The following is a 16776-nucleotide window of genomic DNA, read 5'->3' on the forward strand; positions in this document are numbered from 1 at the left end:
CTCACCTGCGGATTCGTGCCTTTTCATCCGAGTGATTTGCTCTATGCTGCGGTCATGACTTTGCTTGAGCAAATGACGCAACTCGCGCGGCAGGCCAAAGCGGCTTCGCGAGAACTCGCCCGGCTCTCGACGACTGAGAAAAACAACATCTTGATCGCCATGGCCGGCGCGATTGAGTCGAGCGCCGCGACCATCAAGCGCGCCAACGCGTTGGACATGGATTTTGGTGCCAAGTCCAATTTGTCCAAGGCAATGTTGGACCGTTTGCGGTTGGACGACAAACGCATTGCGGGCATGGCCAAAGGGCTGCGCGAAGTGGCGGCGTTGCCGGACCCCGTTGGCCGGATTTTAGCCGAACGCGAGCGTCCGAATGGTCTGAAACTGCAAAAAGTTTCCACGCCGATTGGAGTGGTGGTGATTATTTATGAGTCGCGCCCGAACGTCACCGCCGATGCGGCCAGCTTGTGTTTCAAGTCTGGAAACGCGACGATTTTGCGCGGCGGCAAGGAGGCCTTACATTCCAACCAAGCCATTGCCACGGCGATGATTGCGGCCGGGCGGCGAACCCATGCGGCTTTTCCCGAGCACGCGATTCAGGTCGTGCCCGTCACGGATCGGGAAGCGATTCCCGCGTTGCTCTCGTTGACGCAATACGTGGACCTTTGCATGCCGCGCGGCGGCGAGGGCCTGATTCGCGCCGTGACCGAGTGCAGCAAGGTGCCGGTCATCAAACATTACAAGGGCGTCTGTCATGTCTTCGTGGATGCCGATGCCGATCTCAACATGGCGGAGGAAATTGTGTTTAACGCAAAGACGCAACGTCCCGGTGTCTGCAACGCGGCGGAGACGCTGTTGGTGGATCGCAGTATTGCGACCGTTTTTTTACCGCGGATTGACCGGCGTCTGGCCGAGCAGAAAGTGCAATTGCGCACGGATGCGGCAAGCGGTGACGTGTTGCGGCCCGCGCATTGCGTTTCGCAGCCCGCCCAGGAATCCGATTGGTCCACCGAATACAACGATTACATCATGAACGTGCGGGTGGTGGATGGCGTGCAAGGGGCGATTGACCACATCAACCATTACGGCTCGGCGCACTCGGACAGCATCGTGACCGGCAACGAAGCGCACGCGAAACGTTTCTTGAACGAGGTGGACAGCGCGACGGTTTATTGGAATGCGTCCACGCGATTCACGGACGGCGGTGAGTTCGGGATGGGTGCGGAAATCGGTATCAGCACGGACAAGATTGGCGCGCGCGGACCAATGGGTTTGGAGGAGTTGACCAGTTACAAATGGCTCGGCTTGGGAAGCGGTCAGATTCGTTACTGACGCCGACCCCGACGCAACCACACGCCGGCCAGTAACAACAATCCCATCACGCTGGGTTCGGGCACGAGCGTATAACCGAGGGCGTGGAACGCTTGCAGATCGGCTTCCGTCACCGTCATAAGTTCGCCCGGACTGAGCGTGGGATCCATGAGGCCGAAACCGGGGACCGCCTGCCAGTGACTGGCTTGATAACCGTCGCCGTAGGTGATGCCGGTTGAAAAAAACGCCAGCGCGGTCGCGCCTCCATCCAGAGACAGGTATTTGGGACGATTATCGGCCGTGTAATCGGTGGCGCTCAGGGAGAAACTTTCTTCGGAGTAACGGAACAAATCCAGCAGGTTGGAGCTGAACGCCGAGTCCGGCAGTACGCCCCCGAGTTGATCCACGTCATCCACGCCGCTGATGAAACCCAGCGCGTGACCCAGTTCGTGCATGGCCGCACCGATGAAATCAAACTGGCCGAACCCGATGCCGTCCGTGCGGTTGAAATCAAAGTTCAGGTCCGAATTAAAATAAATCGTGGCATCCGTGAGGGTGACCCCGGTTAACAGCCCCAGCGCTTTGGCGTTGGCCGTCGTCAGCCCCACGCGATCCATCGTATCCAGATAAGGAATGGCGCTGTTGACGCCGTTGGGGTTGTTGCTGGTGTGATTGATCAAACGGGTATAGCTCGTGACCGGCGTGGCCGCTGGGGTCGCCGCGTGCGCAGTGGCCAGCGCGCCTTGCGTTTCCGCATAAGAATACTCCCGAAACTCGCTGCCGGTTTGCGCCACGACCTGACTGCCAAGCGAACTATAACCGATTTCGATGTTGAGGGTGATGTCGTTGGCCAGGAGTGCAGACCAGCGATTGGCCGCACTGGTGAAACCGTCCAACACCACCTGCGGCAGGTCCGAATCGTGAATGAGATTGAACACGACATTGCCGCGCGCCGAGGGCAGCAATCCGCCAGCGATGAGCATCGCCAGTACACCACGGTGTGACCACGATTGGAGCATACGACTAAATCCCGGGTTTGACGGAACGCCAAAAGTCTGATGGAAAAGGACCGCCGCGACAACGGAAACTTTTGGCTAATTTGAGGGCTGCAATTTGCCAATGGCGGTGCGCACAAAATGCCGCAGGCTCATCGTCGTATGGTCTTCGATCATGCCGATTTCAACGCGCGGGCTCCGCGGCGGTCAGGTTGGGATTAAGTTTTGGCGCTCGCCGGTTGAGAGCGGGATAGGGACAAGCCAAGCTCTACTCCAATGGGTTATTTCGGCTTCAATTGCGGGAACAGGATGACGTCCCGGATGCTTTCCTGTCCGAGCAACATCATGCAAAGTCGGTCAATGCCGATACCAATACCGCCCGCCGGCGGCATCCCATGTTCGAGCGCGACGAGGAAATCTTCGTCGAGCTTTTGTTGTTCGCCGCCGGCTTGATGTTCCAGCGTGGTGCGTTGCTGGATGGGATCGTTCTGTTCCGTGTAGCCAGGTGAAATCTCTTGTCCGTTGATGCAGCACTCGAAAACTTCAACCGTGGTTGGATCGTCAGGAGAGAGTTTCGCCAGCGGCACAAGCTCTTTCGGCAAGTGTGTTACAAAGGTTGGTTGAATCAAAGTTGGTTCGATCAGCTTCTCGAACACCGCGCCGGTCACTTCAAAATCTTCGTAGCCTTTGGCGATGTCACCTTCCAGCTTCAAGTCTTCGATGGCGCGGCGACGGCGTTCCTCCGGCGTGACCTCGAACCAATCATTGCCCGCGACGGCGCGGACGAGGTCTTTGTATTTGGCGCGCTTCCATGGAGGGGTAAGGTCAATTACCTTCTCATCACGTTTCTCTAAATCGGACGAAGGGAGAATGTTCACTACATCCTCGGCTGTTTTCCCGCTTTCAGTGGCCGCGGCCACAACAGTCCGTGCTGGAGATATTTTCTCGTGTTTGATCACCAGCGTTCCCAAAACTTTCTGCGCTACATGACAAATAAGCGATTGCACCAGTTCCATCATCGTCGCGTAATCGCCGAACGCCTGATACGCTTCCAACATGGTGAACTCGGGATTGTGGCGGCGGGAGAGGCCCTCGTTGCGGAAGTTCTTGCCGATCTCGAACAGCTTATCAATGCCGCCCACGAGCAGTCGCTTGTGATACAGTTCAATCGCGATGCGCAGATAAAATTCACAGCCGAGTGCGTTGTGAAAGGTCTTGAACGGTTGCGCCGCCGCACCGCCGGGAATTGCCTGCATCGCGGGCGTCTCGACTTCCACGTAGCCGCGACTGTGAAAGAACTGGCGGATTTCGTGGATGATGGCGCTGCGTTTCAGGAACACGTCCTTCACGTCGGGATTCGCGATCAAATCCAGATAGCGCTGGCGATAGCGGATTTCCGTGTCTTCCAAACCGTGCCATTTCGCAGGTGGCGGACGCAGGGCTTTGGCGAGAATGACGAATGGCGGTGGCGGCGACGCCTCGTCGCCGGATGGTTGCGAGGGCGTAACCGCTTCTCCCGAAGGCTGCGCGGGCGCAGCCGGTACGCCGCCGAGTTTGATGCTTGGCTCGCCAGTCTTGGTGCGGAACAGCGTGCCGGTCACGCCGATGAAATCGCCCAAGTCAAGATGTGTGAACGTGTGCCAATGTTCGTCGCCCAAGACATTTTTCTGCGCGTAAACCTGGATGCGGCCGGATTGATCGCGCACGTCAATGAACATGGATTTGCCCATTTCACGATGCGCGGTGATGCGTCCCGCCACCGCGACCCGATAGCCTTCCGGGAATTGTCCCGATTCAAAACCATCGCGGGTTTCTTTGCACTGGTGATCGGGCGTAAATTTGTTCTTAAACGGATCAATTCCTTTGGCTCTCAGAGCCTCCAACTTGGCGCGGCGTTGTTCAATCAGCGAATTCGTATCATCCATCATGCCGTTGCTAATAGAACCTGAACTTCACCTGAAAACCAAGCAGGGAATCAGGTCGGGCGAAAGCGTCGGGCGAAAATATCAACTTTGCGGCGGCAGCGGGCACAAAGTTGAAAAAATGGAATGAAGATAGCTGAACTTCAGGCATAATGGAGTTTCGGGGTAGGGCGGGCCTCCAGATTTGAGACTGGAGCGTGCCAGGGAAACAGCCCGGTCCGGTGGAAAGTTGTATTGAAGAAAAGTTGTTCAAGTCGTTGGGGGTGTATCGGGGCGAAGTTGTGGCTCATGCTGTTGCTGACGTTGGGGACGACGTCCGTACGCGCGGCGGTCTTGTTAAGCGAGGAGTTTGATTATCCCAATGGTCCGATTGCCATCGTCAGTGATGGATCGTGGAACACTCATGGTGGGACGAGTGGCCAAATCATGGTCACGAACGCCGCCGTGTTACTGCAGAGCGCCGATTCGGAGGACGTGAACACGCTGGTGGGCGGGCAACCGTATCCGGCTTCGGACGACACGATTCTCTACGTGGGTTGCACCGTCAATTTTTCCACCCTGCCGACACTGAACGGAGGATACTTTGCCCATCTTAAAGGCGGAGGCACTCTCTTTCGCGCCAAATTGTTCGCCCTCAGAGCGGATGCGCCGGTCGGAAAATTTCGGATCGGGATTGCCAATGGCAGCAATACACCAAGCGCCATCGCGCCTGCTGATTTGCAGTTGAACACGGATTATCGCCTGTATCTGCGCTACGTGGTGAATACGAGCGTCGCCACGCTATGGGTTGAACCGGATTCGGAAATGGCTCCATCCGTCACCGCCACGGATGCCGTCAGTAACACGACGATTACTTCCTTCGCCTTGCGAGAGGATAGCGGCATTGGTGGCCTGGCGTTAAGCTCGTTGCGCATTGGGACGAGTTTTGCCGACGTGTACACGGGGCCGAACTCCATTCCGCCGACGTTCGTTCGTCAGCCGGTGAGCGTCGCGGCAATTGTTGGCGGCGTCGCGGTTTTCAGCGCGGAAGCGGTCGGTAGCGCGCCGTTGCAGTATCAGTGGCACTTTGACGATCTCATCATTTCCGACGCCACGAACAGCACCTTGCTGCTGGCGTCGGTGGCGACCAATCACGCGGGCCGCTACAGCGTCACCGTCGCCAACCCGGGCGGAGCCACCAACAGCCTGGAGGCGTTGCTGACCATCATTCCGCCCAACGCCAGTGGGACGTTGACCGTGGTTCATTACAATGTGAAGGGAAACTTCGCCTCGGACTGGACGACCAACGCTCCGCAAGTCCAGGCTATCGCGCGGCAATTGCGTTATCTCCAGCCGGATATCATCACGCTCAATGAGATTCCGAACGGTTCGCGGTTTGAAATGACGAACTGGATGGCCGCGTTCTTCCCGACGCATTACCTGGCGGTCAGCCCGGGCACGGATGGAGTGTTGCGGAGTGGCGTCATCAGCCGCTTTCCCTTCGTGAGCAGCAATTCGTGGCTGGCTGGCGCGAGTCTGACGAACTACGGCTACGAAGGCACCTTCACGCGGGATTTGTTTGAAACGGAGATTTTGGTGCCGGGAGCGACCGAGCCGTTGCACGTTTTCACCACGCATTTGAAATCGGCGGCAGACGCCGACAGCCAAAGACGCCGCGCCGCCGAGTGCAGCGCCATTTCCAATTTCTTCGCGACGATATTTCTTCCCACCAATGGATTCCACGCCTATTTGCTCACGGGCGATTTGAATGAGGATATTGATTTGCCGATGAGTCAGAATTTGCAGGCGATCCAGCGGCTCACCAATAATTCCCGCCTGACTTTGACCACGCCGTTGAACCCGTTTGCGCTGACCCGATTCACCCATTCCATTCAAGGCTCATTGGACGCGCGCTTTGACTACGTTCTGCCGAACGGGTTGCTTGCGTCGAACATCGTCGGCAGTCAGGTGTTTCGCACGGATCTGCTGCCGCTGCCTTTGCCGCCCGAGCTGAACCATGACGACGACTTGGTCGCCTCCGATCATTTACCGGTGGTGACGGTCTTTCGTTATCCTGATCCACCGCTGGCGGTTTCGCTCAGCGTCAACGCGCATACGGTCACCTTGACCTGGCCCGCGTTGATGGGACGCGCTTTTCGCGTCGAGGCCAGTCCAGACCTGAGCGCTTGGAACGTCGTGGCGGGCGAATTGACCGCGACGCAGGTGCAGACGACCTGGACCGCGCCCGCAACCGTGGACGCGCAATTTTATCGGGTTATCCGCTTGCCGTGATTGCGGATGGGTCGCGGCTGGCGGCGCTTAATCCTGCCGCTTCAATCCCAGTCCTGGCCTGGCGCCGGTATGCTCTCCATTCGCGATAACGGTCACTCCGTTGACCAGCACCAGCGGAATTCCCGTGGCGTAATGATGCGGGTCATTGAAGGTCGCGGGGTCGTTCACTTTTTGTGGGTCGAAGATTGTGATGTCGGCCCAAAATCCTTCCTTTAACAAACCACGATTTTTCAGGCGAAACGTCGTCGCGGGGAGGCTGGTCATTTTGCGGATGGCCTCCTCGAGTCGGAGCACCTTCAGTTCGCGAACGTAACGAGCCAGCACGCGGGCGTTATTGCCGTAGCCGCGCGGATGCGGCACGCCTTTCCCGAATTCGCGGATGCCGCTGTCACTGGCGACCATGGTGTTGGGATACTTCATGAATTTTTGCAGGTCCTCCTCATTCATGCCGTGAAAGACGCCGCTCGCACTGCCGTGCTCCTGGATTTCCAAAATCGTTTCAATCTGGTCGTCCAGCGAATCGTTGCCGCGAAGTTTCTTCGCCGCTTCCACGATGTTGAGGCCATTGAGCGACGGATCATGCCGGTACGACGCGATGACTGCGTATGCATAGTCCTGGCGGCCGCGAGCAGTAATCCTGCGTTTCATTTGCTTTACCAACGCGGCCTTTTCGTCCGGATTCTTCAGCAGCGCGAGAAACCGCTGTTGTCCGCCGTCGAAGGCGTCATCAGGAATCAACTGGCGCATCGTGGTGGAGGAAGCGGTGTACGCGTACTGGTCGTCCGTGATGTCGAGACCGCTGGCGCGGGCCGCTTCGATATAAGCGATGATTTCGTCAGCGCGTCCCCACGCTTTTTCGCCGCTCAATTTGAGGTGTGACACTTCCGCGCGGACTTTGGCTTCGCGCGCGACCCGGAACACCTCGTCCAAGGCGGACCGAATCTCGACTCCCTCGTGTCGCATGTGGCTCGCGTAGATGCCGTCGTAAGGCGCGATGACTTTGGCCAGTTCGACAATTTCCTCCGGTTTCGAAAACGTGCCGGGGAGATAGATCAAGCCGGTGGACAAACCCACCGCGCCGTTCCGCATGGCCTGCTCGACGTAATCCTTCATTTTCGCCAGTTCCGCCGCGGTGGGCGGGCGATCAAAATTCCCGCCCATGGCCTTTTTACGAACGGTGTTGTGGCCGATCAATGTGCAAACATTGGGGGCGACGCCATTACGCGCGATCGCGGCAAAAAACTCGCCGACCTCCAGCGCGGAGTCGCCGCAGTTTCCGACCACCAACGTGGTCACGCCCATGCGCAGAAAATTTTCGGCCCGGGGCATGTCGGCGACTTCATCCGCATGGGTGTGGACGTCAATGAATCCGGGCGCGACGATCATCCCGGCGGCATTGATCTCCTGCCGGCCACTTTCCGTGATCCGGCCAATTTGAACGATGCGCCCGTCCTTCACGGCGAGGTCCGCGAAATACGCCGGGCCGCCGGTACCATCAACGATCCGTCCGCCACGAATCACGCAGTCATATTCGGCGACGGCGAGGATGGGGAGAGCAAGGAAGAGAAACCCGGCGAGGAACTTATTCATGACGCAATTATGGCACCATCGTTGGCGAGTGGAAGTCAAACCAATACTTGTTAACGCGTGAAAGCGGTATAACGAGGAGCACGCCAAAGAATTGGAAATTGCCGCGCGCCGCGATCTCGGGTTGCATGTTCGAGCGAACCGATCGAACCCGAGGTCACCACATGCCACCAGTTAATCCGCATAGCGAATCCCCGCCGCCAGCCGCGCGCCGACGAAATCCAGCGCGGTGGCAACGAGCGCTTAAATTCATGGCGCTGCTGGCGCTGGGAATTGTTGTGTTGGTCGCCACCTTCATCGGACTGTTATTTCTGAAATATCGCGGCATCGTTGGCGGCAAACCGAGCCAGCCGTTGACTCAGGTTGAACCCGGAGAATTGGGTCGGTGGGTGAATCCGTTCATTGGCACCGGTGGCATCCCTTGGGTGTGCGGGAATAACTTTCCGGGAGCAATGGTGCCGTTCGGCATGGTGCGGTTGGGGCCGGAGACCGCTTCTCTGTTGATCCATGAACGGGCGCTGAACACGTCCGGTTATTACTACGGCGATGAGCGCCTGCTTGGTTTCAGCCATACCCGCCTCAATGGCACGGGGGCTACCGATGGCGGTCATTTCCTCGTGGTCCCTGTCGCCGACCCAATTGATCCTGCCGCTCGGCATTGGGATCAAGGCACGAAATTCTCGCACCGCCGCGAAATCGCTTCCCCCGGCTACTATGCGGTGGAACTGCCCGGGCTGGCGGCGTTGGTGGAACTCACGGCGACGCGGCGAGTGGGCGTGCAGCGTTACACTTTTAATGCCGGCAAAACACCGCGGCTCTTGCTCGAGGTGATGAACGCTCTGGGCGGATATCGTAGTGACACGGGCTGGGTGCGGGTGTTGCCCGCCGCGAATGAAGTCGAAGCTTCAGTGAGAACGTTTGGCACTTTTGCCGGGCGTTACGGTGGTCTCAAGGCGTACTGCGTCGCCCGGTTTGATCAATCGTTCGCCTCGTTCGCGACCTGGCAGGATGATTTGCGGTCGCCGGGACAAGCGATCGCGGAAGGTGGTCGGGTCGCCGCCGATTTCAGTTTCGCCACTGGTGAAACGCCACCGGTCATCACGCTCAAACTCGGCATTTCTTACGTGAGCCTCGCCAACGCGCGCGCCAACCTTGACGCGGAAGCGGGCGCGAAAAATTTTACGACGATCCTTGCGGAAGCGCAGCAAGCGTGGGAAGAGAAGCTGGCGTTGATTCAGATTCAAGGCGGGACGGAACGGCAGCGAAGCATTTTTTACACGGCGCTGTTCCGGGTGTTTCAGATGCCGACCATTTTCAACGATGCGAACGGCGACTACCTGGGCTTTGACGGCCAGGTGCATCGCGCCGCCGATTTTCAATATTTCACCGACCTTTCGTTGTGGGACACCTTCCGCACCACCCACCCGCTTTACACGTTGATCGCGCCGCAAGATCAGCGCGATATGATCGTTTCCCTGGTCAGGATGCTCGAACAAGGCGGTTGGCTGCCGCGCTGGCCCGCAGGCAACGGCTATTCCAACTCCATGCTCGGCACGCCTGCGGACATTGTCATCGCCGAAGCTTATTTGAAGGGCATCCGCGATTTTGAGGTCGAACGCGCCTACGCCGCCATGCGCCGAACCGCGCTCGCCCCAACTCCGCCGGGCGCGGCGTTTTCCGGTCGGGAAGGAGTGGAGCATTATCTTCAATATGGCTATTGCCCGTCCGGATTGATGGATGAATCCGTCGCGCGCACCTTGGAATTTGCCTGGGCGGATTCGGCGATTGCGAATCTGGCGGAAGCGTTGGGGCAGCGCGAGGATGCCGAGTTGTTTCGCCGCCACGCGCAGTTCTATCGCAACCTCTGGAATCCCGTGACGCAGTATTTTCAACCGCGCAATGTAGCCGGGGAGTTTTTTGAGCCGTTCAAACCACGACTCCTGACCTATTTCGACTTCAAGGGCAAATACACCCGGGACTACGTGGAGGGCAGCGCGCTGCAATGGCGTTGGGGCGCGCCTTACGACGCGGCCGGCATGATCGCGCTGTTCAAGAGTCGCGACTATTTTGTATCCGAGCTGAATGACTTTTTTGCGAAGTCCAGTTCGACGCGGGGGGCGTGGCAGCCGGGACCGTATTACTGGCACGGCAATCAACCGGACCTGCACACGGCCTATTTGTTCAACGCAGCGGATCGCCCGGACTTGACGCAAAAATGGGTGCGCTGGATTTTGGACCACAAATACGGAGACGACTACGAAGGCTTGGACGGCAACGACGATGGCGGGGCGCTCTCGGCCTGGTACGTTTTCAGCGCGCTGGGGTTGTATCCCAGCGCCGGCACGGACCAGTATCAACTCGGCGCACCACTGTTCGATCGTGCGGAAATTCGATTAAGCGGAGCACCGCTCGTGGTGGTTGCGGAGAATCATCCCCAGCAAAATCCCTATGTCGCCAAAGTCTGGCTCAACGACACGTTGCTGGATCGCACCTGGATTAGACATGCGGAGATTGCCCACGGCGGTGTGCTGAAATTTCAGATGAGCGCCGTGCCAGTTACCAAGTAATCAGATCTGGCGTTTCCCGCATCGCGCGCCTCGATCCAGTTTATGAGTCAACGCTCAGAGTTGACCATCGCTTTCGCGGCTGCCGACGCGACCCTTTTTGGCTGGCGGTTAATTTGAAACCGGGAATAGGTTTTGGCGGCGTTGCGTGGCGTCGCGCACGAAGATCGGGCCTACCGAGATACGAAATTTATCGCCGTCCATCACGGTGTTTGCGCAATCAGGCGCGGCGGGTTCATTCGCCCGGTGCGGGTAGTAGGCGTAGGCGCTTTTGACGTTGGGGAGCTGGCCGTTCACGCGCGGCGCGCTGAAGGTGAGGTTTACCTTGGGAATGCCGGAGTGCGGAATTTTAGCGGTGCTGTAAACTTCCACGAACATCGAGTGCCGCGCCCAAAAGGTGAAGTCGCTGCCTTCAAATCGCAGCCGCCCCACTTCGAACCAGTCGCCATCCTGCTTTTTCACGCGACAGGTGAACCAGGTGTTCGTCTGGCCGTCGGTCACTTCAGTGTCGCTCTTGATGATTTGGTAGGTGTAAGTGCCCGCACTCCAGTCAAAGGGGCGGCGCACGCTGGCAAATTCGCCCTCGTAACCGGCGCTTTCCACCAGGCAATCGGCACCCGCCACGCGCACGTTTTCCAAACCGACCGGAGTTTTCTTGTCGTTGGACCAACGCGAGAAGATGGCGCCTTTGCCGGGATGAACGCGGGTGCGGTTGGTGGCGTTGCGCCAGCCGTTGATGTTGGATTGCAGGCCGCCGTAAAAATCGAGTCCGTTGATTTGCGCGATGCCGCAGGGCGAAATGTAGAGGTTGTAGGTGTCGGGCACGTCGCGATCAATGGTGACGTTAACTTCCAACGAGGTGAAGTGTTTGATGGGTTGATCGAACTCCCACCAGAGGTTGACGAGATGCCAGGGCAACGGTGGCAATTTGACTCCGACCGCTTGCGCCATGACTTCCGGAGCCGGTTGTTCGCAGGATTCAGCGGCGCGCAAAGGCAGCGCGAGCAGGCACGCACTCAAAGTTAGCGCGAACTTTTGGAACATTCGGGTTGGCGTCATGGTTAGCGGGGTTGGAATGACTTCGGGAAGTGGCCTTCAACGACTCGCGTGCCATTCGGGTAGTTTGGGCAGATCCAGATCGGTGGGAGGCTGGCCGGTCGGCGGGCGATCAAATTTTTCGCCATAACGGGTGAAGCCGGGAACGAAACCGCCTTGATGCAAAAAGAATTGGCCGGCTTCGACGCCCATAAAGCGGTCCAAGCGATCGTTCTTGCCGGTCGGGTCATGACTGAAGGAGGCTTGGGTCAACTCGATCCAGCGCCCGGTTTCGGTTTGGATCCATTGGTTGCCGAAGCGTGCTTTACGCGCGAGCTGCCCGTTGGCGCCGTCGAAATTTTCGCTGAAACTATACAGCCCGCGCAACCAACTGCCGTCCTTGGGCGCTTTCCAACTCGAGATCAACATCCATTTGGCGGTATCGGGGCGAAAGTAGTAGCCAGAATAAATGGTGTGGGTATCGTCCACAGGTTTGGCGGTCACGAGGAAGCGCTGTTTTTCTCCGGTCTTCCAGGGAAACTTCAAGTGACTGTGGCCGCCCGTGCCTTCATTGCCAAAATCGCCGGAATACACGTCCTCGCCCTTGGCGATCAAGGTGACACGATCCGCCGTGGCCACTTTGTCGCGATCCACTGCTTCATCGCCGCTATCCCAGACGCTAAAAATAATGCGGCGTTCCGTCGGGCTGTTGACCTGCATGCCAAAATAGCCGCGATGCCAGCCGCAAGCCATGTAGTAGGTCCAGAGCGGATCCTCCAAGCCCGTCAGTTCACAATAAAACGCCTGCACCTTGAGGTCGCGCGCGACGGGATAACTCAAATGAACCGAGGCGGCGTTGCGACGGGGCTGGAGGTTGAAATGAGCGTCGGTCGTGGCGGGGCCGTCGAGTCGGAGCGTTTTAATGGTCACGGCGCTTTGACCGGCGGGATTCAATGATTCCAAAGTGAAACGCTGATAACCGGGAGCGGAAAGATTAAATTCGCCGAAGTCGGCGACGATCTCGCTCGCGTCGGAATTGGTGACGGTAAGTTCGCGCGACTGTTCGGCAACGGTCAGGCGCAGCTTGGTCGAGGCGTGGTCGCGCAATTGCAGCACGATGGCGGCGTGGAGTTTGCCGGTGGATTTGAATTCGCCGAACCACTGAATTTGTTGCGCGGGATCATTCCATCTGGAGATGCCGGAGCGTTCGCTGACGCGGGCGCCGTAGGGATTGGGCGAGAGGTACGCCGTGAACGCGGGTATTTCCAAGGCGCCGCTGACACTCCAGCCCGTCAGTAAGGCGAATCCCAAAATGAAGGTTTTTTTCATGAGCGTCATTAGGCCGCCGTGCGAGTGGCGACGGGTCATTCAGGTGGAATTTGCGAGCCGAATCATTCGCGGTTCACTTAACGGTCCAATCCAGGACGACCTTGCCGCTGTTGCCGGATTTCATGGCCGCGAAGCCTGATTCAAATTCGGTGTAGGGCAGGCGATGGGTGATGACGGGGGCGATGTTCAAACCGCTCTCCAGCATCACGGTCATCTTGTACCAAGTCTCGTACATCTCGCGGCCGTAGATGCCTTTGATGGTGATCATATTGAAGACCACCTGGTTCCAGTCTATGGCAATCGGCTCGGAGGGGATGCCCAACATGGCGATTTTGCCGCCGTGGCAGACGTTATCCAGCATGTCGCGAAACGCCGCCGGATTGCCGGACATTTCCAATCCGACATCAAAACCTTCCTTCATGCCAAGCTGCGATTGCACGTCCCGCAAGTTCCCGGTCTTTACGTTCAAGGCGACGGTGACGCCCATTTTTTTCGCCAGGGCCAGACGGTAATCGTTTACGTCGGTGATGACGACGTGACGCGCACCGGCATGTTTTGCCACCGCGGCGGCCATGATACCGATGGGTCCCGCGCCCGTGACCAATACATCCTCGCCCAACACCGGGAAGGAGAGGGCGGTATGCACGGCATTGCCGAAAGGATCGAAGATGGCGGCCACATCCAGATCAATGTCGGGCGGTTGATGCCAGACATTGGTCATGGGCAAGGCGAGATATTCGGCAAAAGCGCCCGGGCGATTTACGCCCACGCCTTTGGTGTCTTTGCAGAGGTGACGCCGTCCCGCCATGCAATTACGGCAACGCCCGCAGACCACATGGCCTTCGCCGCTGACCAGATCGCCGATCCGGAAGTCGTTGACGTTCGCCCCGATCTCGACGATTTCGCCGACGAATTCGTGACCAACTACCATCGGCACCGGGATGGTTTTTTGCGCCCAAGCATCCCAATTGTAAATGTGCAGGTCAGTGCCGCAGACGCCGGTTTTCTTGATACGGATGAGGACGTCGTTGATGCCAATAGTAGGCTCGGGAACGTCCTCGAGCCAGAGACCCGGTTGGCGCTGCTTTTTGACTAAAGCTTTCATAATTAGCGGGAAGAGAGTAGGCGAACAAAGTTACCGACTCCATCGCACATTCGGGGGATTATTCTGGTTGAAACGGAAGGCCGCGACTCAATCGGGCGGCGGCGTTAAGCATCCGCGAGAGCACCAAGCGGATGCTGGCCAGGCGAAGCACACCGCATGAGGCGGGCTTCAAGATGGCAACTGCTACCGATGCGGGGTGGCGTTTTTTCCGGCTTCCAAGGCCTGTTGCGCGGCTTTATTTCCTTTGTCGGCAGCGTCGTTGAGCCGGTAGTTGAAGCCGCCGACGGCGTTTTGGACGGCGATCAATTGGTCCGTGGTGAGGTTTTGCCGCAACAGATTCCGATAGTTGGCGCTGGCAGTGCCAAAATCGTCCGCCTGATCCGCTTTGCGCGCCGCTTCCCACAACTGCCGTAATTCCGGTGTGGCGTCCTTGAAGGCGGCCTGATCGCTGGCGCTCAAGGCGTACGGATCGCGATTGCATCCGGTGAGCAGCAAGCCGATCGTGCCAAGCAGCAATCCGAACTTCATCCAAGACTTGAACATGGAACTCCTTTAGCGACCGTTGGCGGTGACAGGATTACACCACAGACTGTTTTTGGTGGTTGAGGCCGCCATCTTGAGCCACTGATCGTATTTAACAAATTCCACGCTGCCGCTGACGACCATGACCACTCCGCCTGCCTTGCCGTGGCGGCGGCCTAACCCACCATCCGCGTCGGGAGAGGGATAGCTGCTGCCGTCGTTGTAGGCTGTGCTGCCGCTCGGCACGAATTCATTGGGCTCCCAGGAAACGAAGGCGTCCTGCTTGAAACTGGTGATTTTGTAGCCCTCACGGACATTGGCGCCAAAGCCACACACTGCGCCGTTCATAATGTAAGTGGACATCTTATTGTTCCGAGCTTTGTAACCGGCGGTATTGGTGGCCAGATCGGTGGGACACCAATAAATAGCGCGATTTTTAAGGCTGGGCCAAAGCAAGCCGGTTTCGTAGGCGCGCTCGGGGTACACGTTGTAGGGAGCGGCGACCATGTTGGGCGGCGCGCTGCCCACGGGCGTGTAGAGCCAGCCGGGCAGGGGTTGGCCGTTCGGTGCGGTCCACGGTGGGTTCCAATTGGGGAACGGCAGGGCGTCGCGGTTCTCATTGGCATAAAGGTGTTCAGCCAGAATGATCTGTTTGCAATTGCCCACGCATTTGGTGCGCAGCGCTTTGTCTTTGGCGCTGGCCAAGGCGGGGAGGAGCATGGCGGCCAGGATCGCGATGATCGCGATGACGACCAGCAATTCAATCAGGGTAAAGGCCTTTGAACGGCTTGGGTGAGGCCGCAGCAGTGGGGCGAGTTCAATCATAATCGGACTGGGTACATGGTTGTTATGAACGACGCGAATATCATGGACATTTTCGCGGTGGAATAAATCCCACATTTGGGGGAGAATCCCATCCCGCCGCCAGTTTTGCGGTTGGAGTCTGAATTATCGCGCTGCGGTTTGAAAAGCATAAACTTAAAGCCGTCTTTCTCATGGTACGGCGGATTTGGGCGGGCCGTCCTCTGCACGCCGCTTCCCCGCATCACCCGGCGGCATGCCCGAAGTGATGCACCCTACCTTTAGCCCCGTTCCTGGTCGGATTAACAGCAAACAAAAAATCTTGCTGTGCTGGCCTTGACGTCTATGCTTTCATCGGACGCCAGAAATAAAGATGAAAGCAATCTTTCCGAACCAACGCAAAACTGTGAGGTCTCGCCAAACTTCGATTCGATGGAAGGGCTTCACGTTGATCGAGCTGCTGGTGGTGATCGCAATCATTGCGATCCTGGCCGCCATGCTATTGCCGGCGCTGTCGCGCGCCAAGGCCAAGGCGCTGCAGACATCCTGCATGAATAATTTGCAGCAAATTGGCCTGTTCATGCAGTTTTACACTGACGATTACAACGACATCTTTCCCGCTCATCGCAATCAAGGCCTCGCCACGCAGGATGCGCGCGCTTCGGTCAATAATTGGTGGGGAACGTCCATTGCCACTTATGGCGGCTCCCGGAGCAATCTGTTTCACGATCCCGCGTTCAAAGGCGTCCGTCAGGATAACGGCGTGAGTTGGAAGTGGAATTTTGACTGCCATCTGGTGGGGTATGGTTACAACGGTTATTTTCTGGGCAGCCATCCGTACGGAGCGAGTTCCATCACCGTGGGCGGAATTCGGTTCGATACCCAGCCGACCTTCAAACGAAGCGCCATCCACAAACCATCAGAAAATTTGTTGATTGCGGACAAACAGCCTTATGGTTATCCGCCGTTGTGGAGCAGTAGTCTGTGGTGGGTTTCCGCATGCATGGACCCTGCGGTGGTGGCCAGCAGCTCGTTCCCAACTTATGAGGGTGTGGAACCCAAGCGCCACCTGGGCGGTGCGGTGATGGTGTTCAACGACAGCCACGCTGAAGTTCGCAAAAGCCAAAATATCAATCCGCCTGCAAATCCGGCGGATGGTTCGGCTCGAGCCTTGATCAATTCGCGCTATTGGGATCCCTTGCAACGGGGCGGCGCCCAGTAGTAGCCCACGGGCGCGACTGCATGGCTCGCGAATGCTGATCGCGATTGGAAATTGTCTTTACTGTTTTAGGTTCCCGTTCCAGGCTCATCGCACTGGAACACACTAAACTGACAGC

Annotated in this window: 12 protein-coding genes; 4 read left to right on the top strand and 8 right to left on the bottom strand. The window is 57.8% G+C overall.

Annotated elements, in window-relative coordinates; translation table 11 throughout:
- Positions 1-54 precede the first annotated feature (54 nt).
- Positions 55-1329 (top strand): glutamate-5-semialdehyde dehydrogenase, encoded by a 1275-nt coding sequence (locus tag M9920_14555; GenBank protein MCO5053502.1) that lies wholly within the window; start codon positions 55-57, stop codon positions 1327-1329.
- Here M9920_14555 and M9920_14560 read toward each other — a convergent pair.
- Both M9920_14560 and lysS read right to left on the bottom strand, forming a co-directional pair.
- On the bottom strand, positions 1323-2327 hold the full coding sequence (locus tag M9920_14560) for an NF038122 family metalloprotease (protein MCO5053503.1): 1005 nt from the start codon (positions 2325-2327) through the stop codon (positions 1323-1325). The genes M9920_14555 and M9920_14560 overlap by 7 nt on opposite strands.
- A gap of 257 nt (positions 2328-2584) precedes the next feature.
- On the bottom strand, positions 2585-4228 hold the full coding sequence (lysS, locus tag M9920_14565) for a lysine--tRNA ligase (protein ID MCO5053504.1): 1644 nt from the start codon (positions 4226-4228) through the stop codon (positions 2585-2587).
- A 285-nt stretch (positions 4229-4513) separates the two neighbouring features.
- Here lysS and M9920_14570 point away from each other — a divergent pair, with 285 nt between their 5' ends.
- Complete coding sequence (locus tag M9920_14570; GenBank protein MCO5053505.1) at positions 4514-6496, top strand: hypothetical protein; 1983 nt, start codon at positions 4514-4516, stop codon at positions 6494-6496.
- A gap of 27 nt (positions 6497-6523) precedes the next feature.
- Here the strand turns inward: M9920_14570 and M9920_14575 are convergent, their stop codons facing one another.
- Entirely contained in the window at positions 6524-8086 is a 1563-nt protein-coding gene (locus M9920_14575; GenBank protein MCO5053506.1) for a D-aminoacylase, read from the bottom strand.
- A gap of 248 nt (positions 8087-8334) precedes the next feature.
- On the opposite strand from M9920_14575, the gene M9920_14580 reads away from it, so the two are divergent.
- Complete coding sequence (locus M9920_14580; protein MCO5053507.1) at positions 8335-10650, top strand: GH92 family glycosyl hydrolase; 2316 nt, start codon at positions 8335-8337, stop codon at positions 10648-10650.
- A 108-nt stretch (positions 10651-10758) separates the two neighbouring features.
- On the opposite strand, the gene M9920_14585 is transcribed toward M9920_14580, so the two are convergent.
- The 5 genes from M9920_14585 to M9920_14605 form a co-directional block, all read right to left on the bottom strand.
- Entirely contained in the window at positions 10759-11706 is a 948-nt protein-coding gene (locus tag M9920_14585) for a DUF3472 domain-containing protein (GenBank protein ID MCO5053508.1), read from the bottom strand.
- Between the two features lie 36 nt (positions 11707-11742).
- Positions 11743-13011 carry a DUF3472 domain-containing protein gene (locus M9920_14590; protein MCO5053509.1) on the bottom strand — a complete coding sequence of 423 codons (1269 nt, stop codon included), beginning with the start codon at positions 13009-13011 and terminating at the stop codon, positions 11743-11745.
- Between the two features lie 73 nt (positions 13012-13084).
- Positions 13085-14116 carry an L-threonine 3-dehydrogenase gene (gene tdh, locus M9920_14595; GenBank protein ID MCO5053510.1) on the bottom strand — a complete coding sequence of 344 codons (1032 nt, stop codon included), beginning with the start codon at positions 14114-14116 and terminating at the stop codon, positions 13085-13087.
- Positions 14117-14299: 183 nt separating this feature from the next.
- Entirely contained in the window at positions 14300-14659 is a 360-nt protein-coding gene (locus M9920_14600) for a hypothetical protein (GenBank protein MCO5053511.1), read from the bottom strand.
- 9 nt (positions 14660-14668) lie between these two features.
- Positions 14669-15463, bottom strand: coding sequence for a prepilin-type N-terminal cleavage/methylation domain-containing protein (locus tag M9920_14605; GenBank protein MCO5053512.1), 795 nt, complete (start codon positions 15461-15463; stop codon positions 14669-14671).
- A gap of 382 nt (positions 15464-15845) precedes the next feature.
- Here M9920_14605 and M9920_14610 point away from each other — a divergent pair, with 382 nt between their 5' ends.
- A complete protein-coding gene (locus M9920_14610) occupies positions 15846-16661 on the top strand; it encodes a prepilin-type N-terminal cleavage/methylation domain-containing protein (protein ID MCO5053513.1) in 816 nt (271 codons plus the stop codon).
- Positions 16662-16776: the final 115 nt, after the last annotated feature.

Source organism: Verrucomicrobiia bacterium, assembly GCA_023953615.1.
Lineage (GTDB): Bacteria > Verrucomicrobiota > Verrucomicrobiia > Limisphaerales > JADLHS01 > JADLHS01.

Excerpts from the sequence above, each read along its gene's own strand:
- M9920_14600 (MCO5053511.1), bottom strand. The coding sequence starts at position 14,659 with ATGTTCAAGTCTTGGATGAAGTTCGGATTGCTGCTTGGCACGATCGGC.
- M9920_14590 (MCO5053509.1), bottom strand. The coding sequence starts at position 13,011 with ATGAAAAAAACCTTCATTTTGGGATTCGCCTTACTGACGGGCTGGAGT.
- tdh (MCO5053510.1), bottom strand. The coding sequence starts at position 14,116 with ATGAAAGCTTTAGTCAAAAAGCAGCGCCAACCGGGTCTCTGGCTCGAG.
- M9920_14605 (MCO5053512.1), bottom strand. The coding sequence starts at position 15,463 with ATGATTGAACTCGCCCCACTGCTGCGGCCTCACCCAAGCCGTTCAAAG.
- M9920_14570 (MCO5053505.1), top strand. The coding sequence starts at position 4,514 with ATGCTGTTGCTGACGTTGGGGACGACGTCCGTACGCGCGGCGGTCTTG.
- M9920_14555 (MCO5053502.1), top strand. The coding sequence starts at position 55 with ATGACTTTGCTTGAGCAAATGACGCAACTCGCGCGGCAGGCCAAAGCG.
- M9920_14575 (MCO5053506.1), bottom strand. The coding sequence starts at position 8,086 with ATGAATAAGTTCCTCGCCGGGTTTCTCTTCCTTGCTCTCCCCATCCTC.
- M9920_14585 (MCO5053508.1), bottom strand. The coding sequence starts at position 11,706 with ATGACGCCAACCCGAATGTTCCAAAAGTTCGCGCTAACTTTGAGTGCG.
- lysS (MCO5053504.1), bottom strand. The coding sequence starts at position 4,228 with ATGGATGATACGAATTCGCTGATTGAACAACGCCGCGCCAAGTTGGAG.
- M9920_14560 (MCO5053503.1), bottom strand. The coding sequence starts at position 2,327 with ATGCTCCAATCGTGGTCACACCGTGGTGTACTGGCGATGCTCATCGCT.
- M9920_14580 (MCO5053507.1), top strand. The coding sequence starts at position 8,335 with ATGGCGCTGCTGGCGCTGGGAATTGTTGTGTTGGTCGCCACCTTCATC.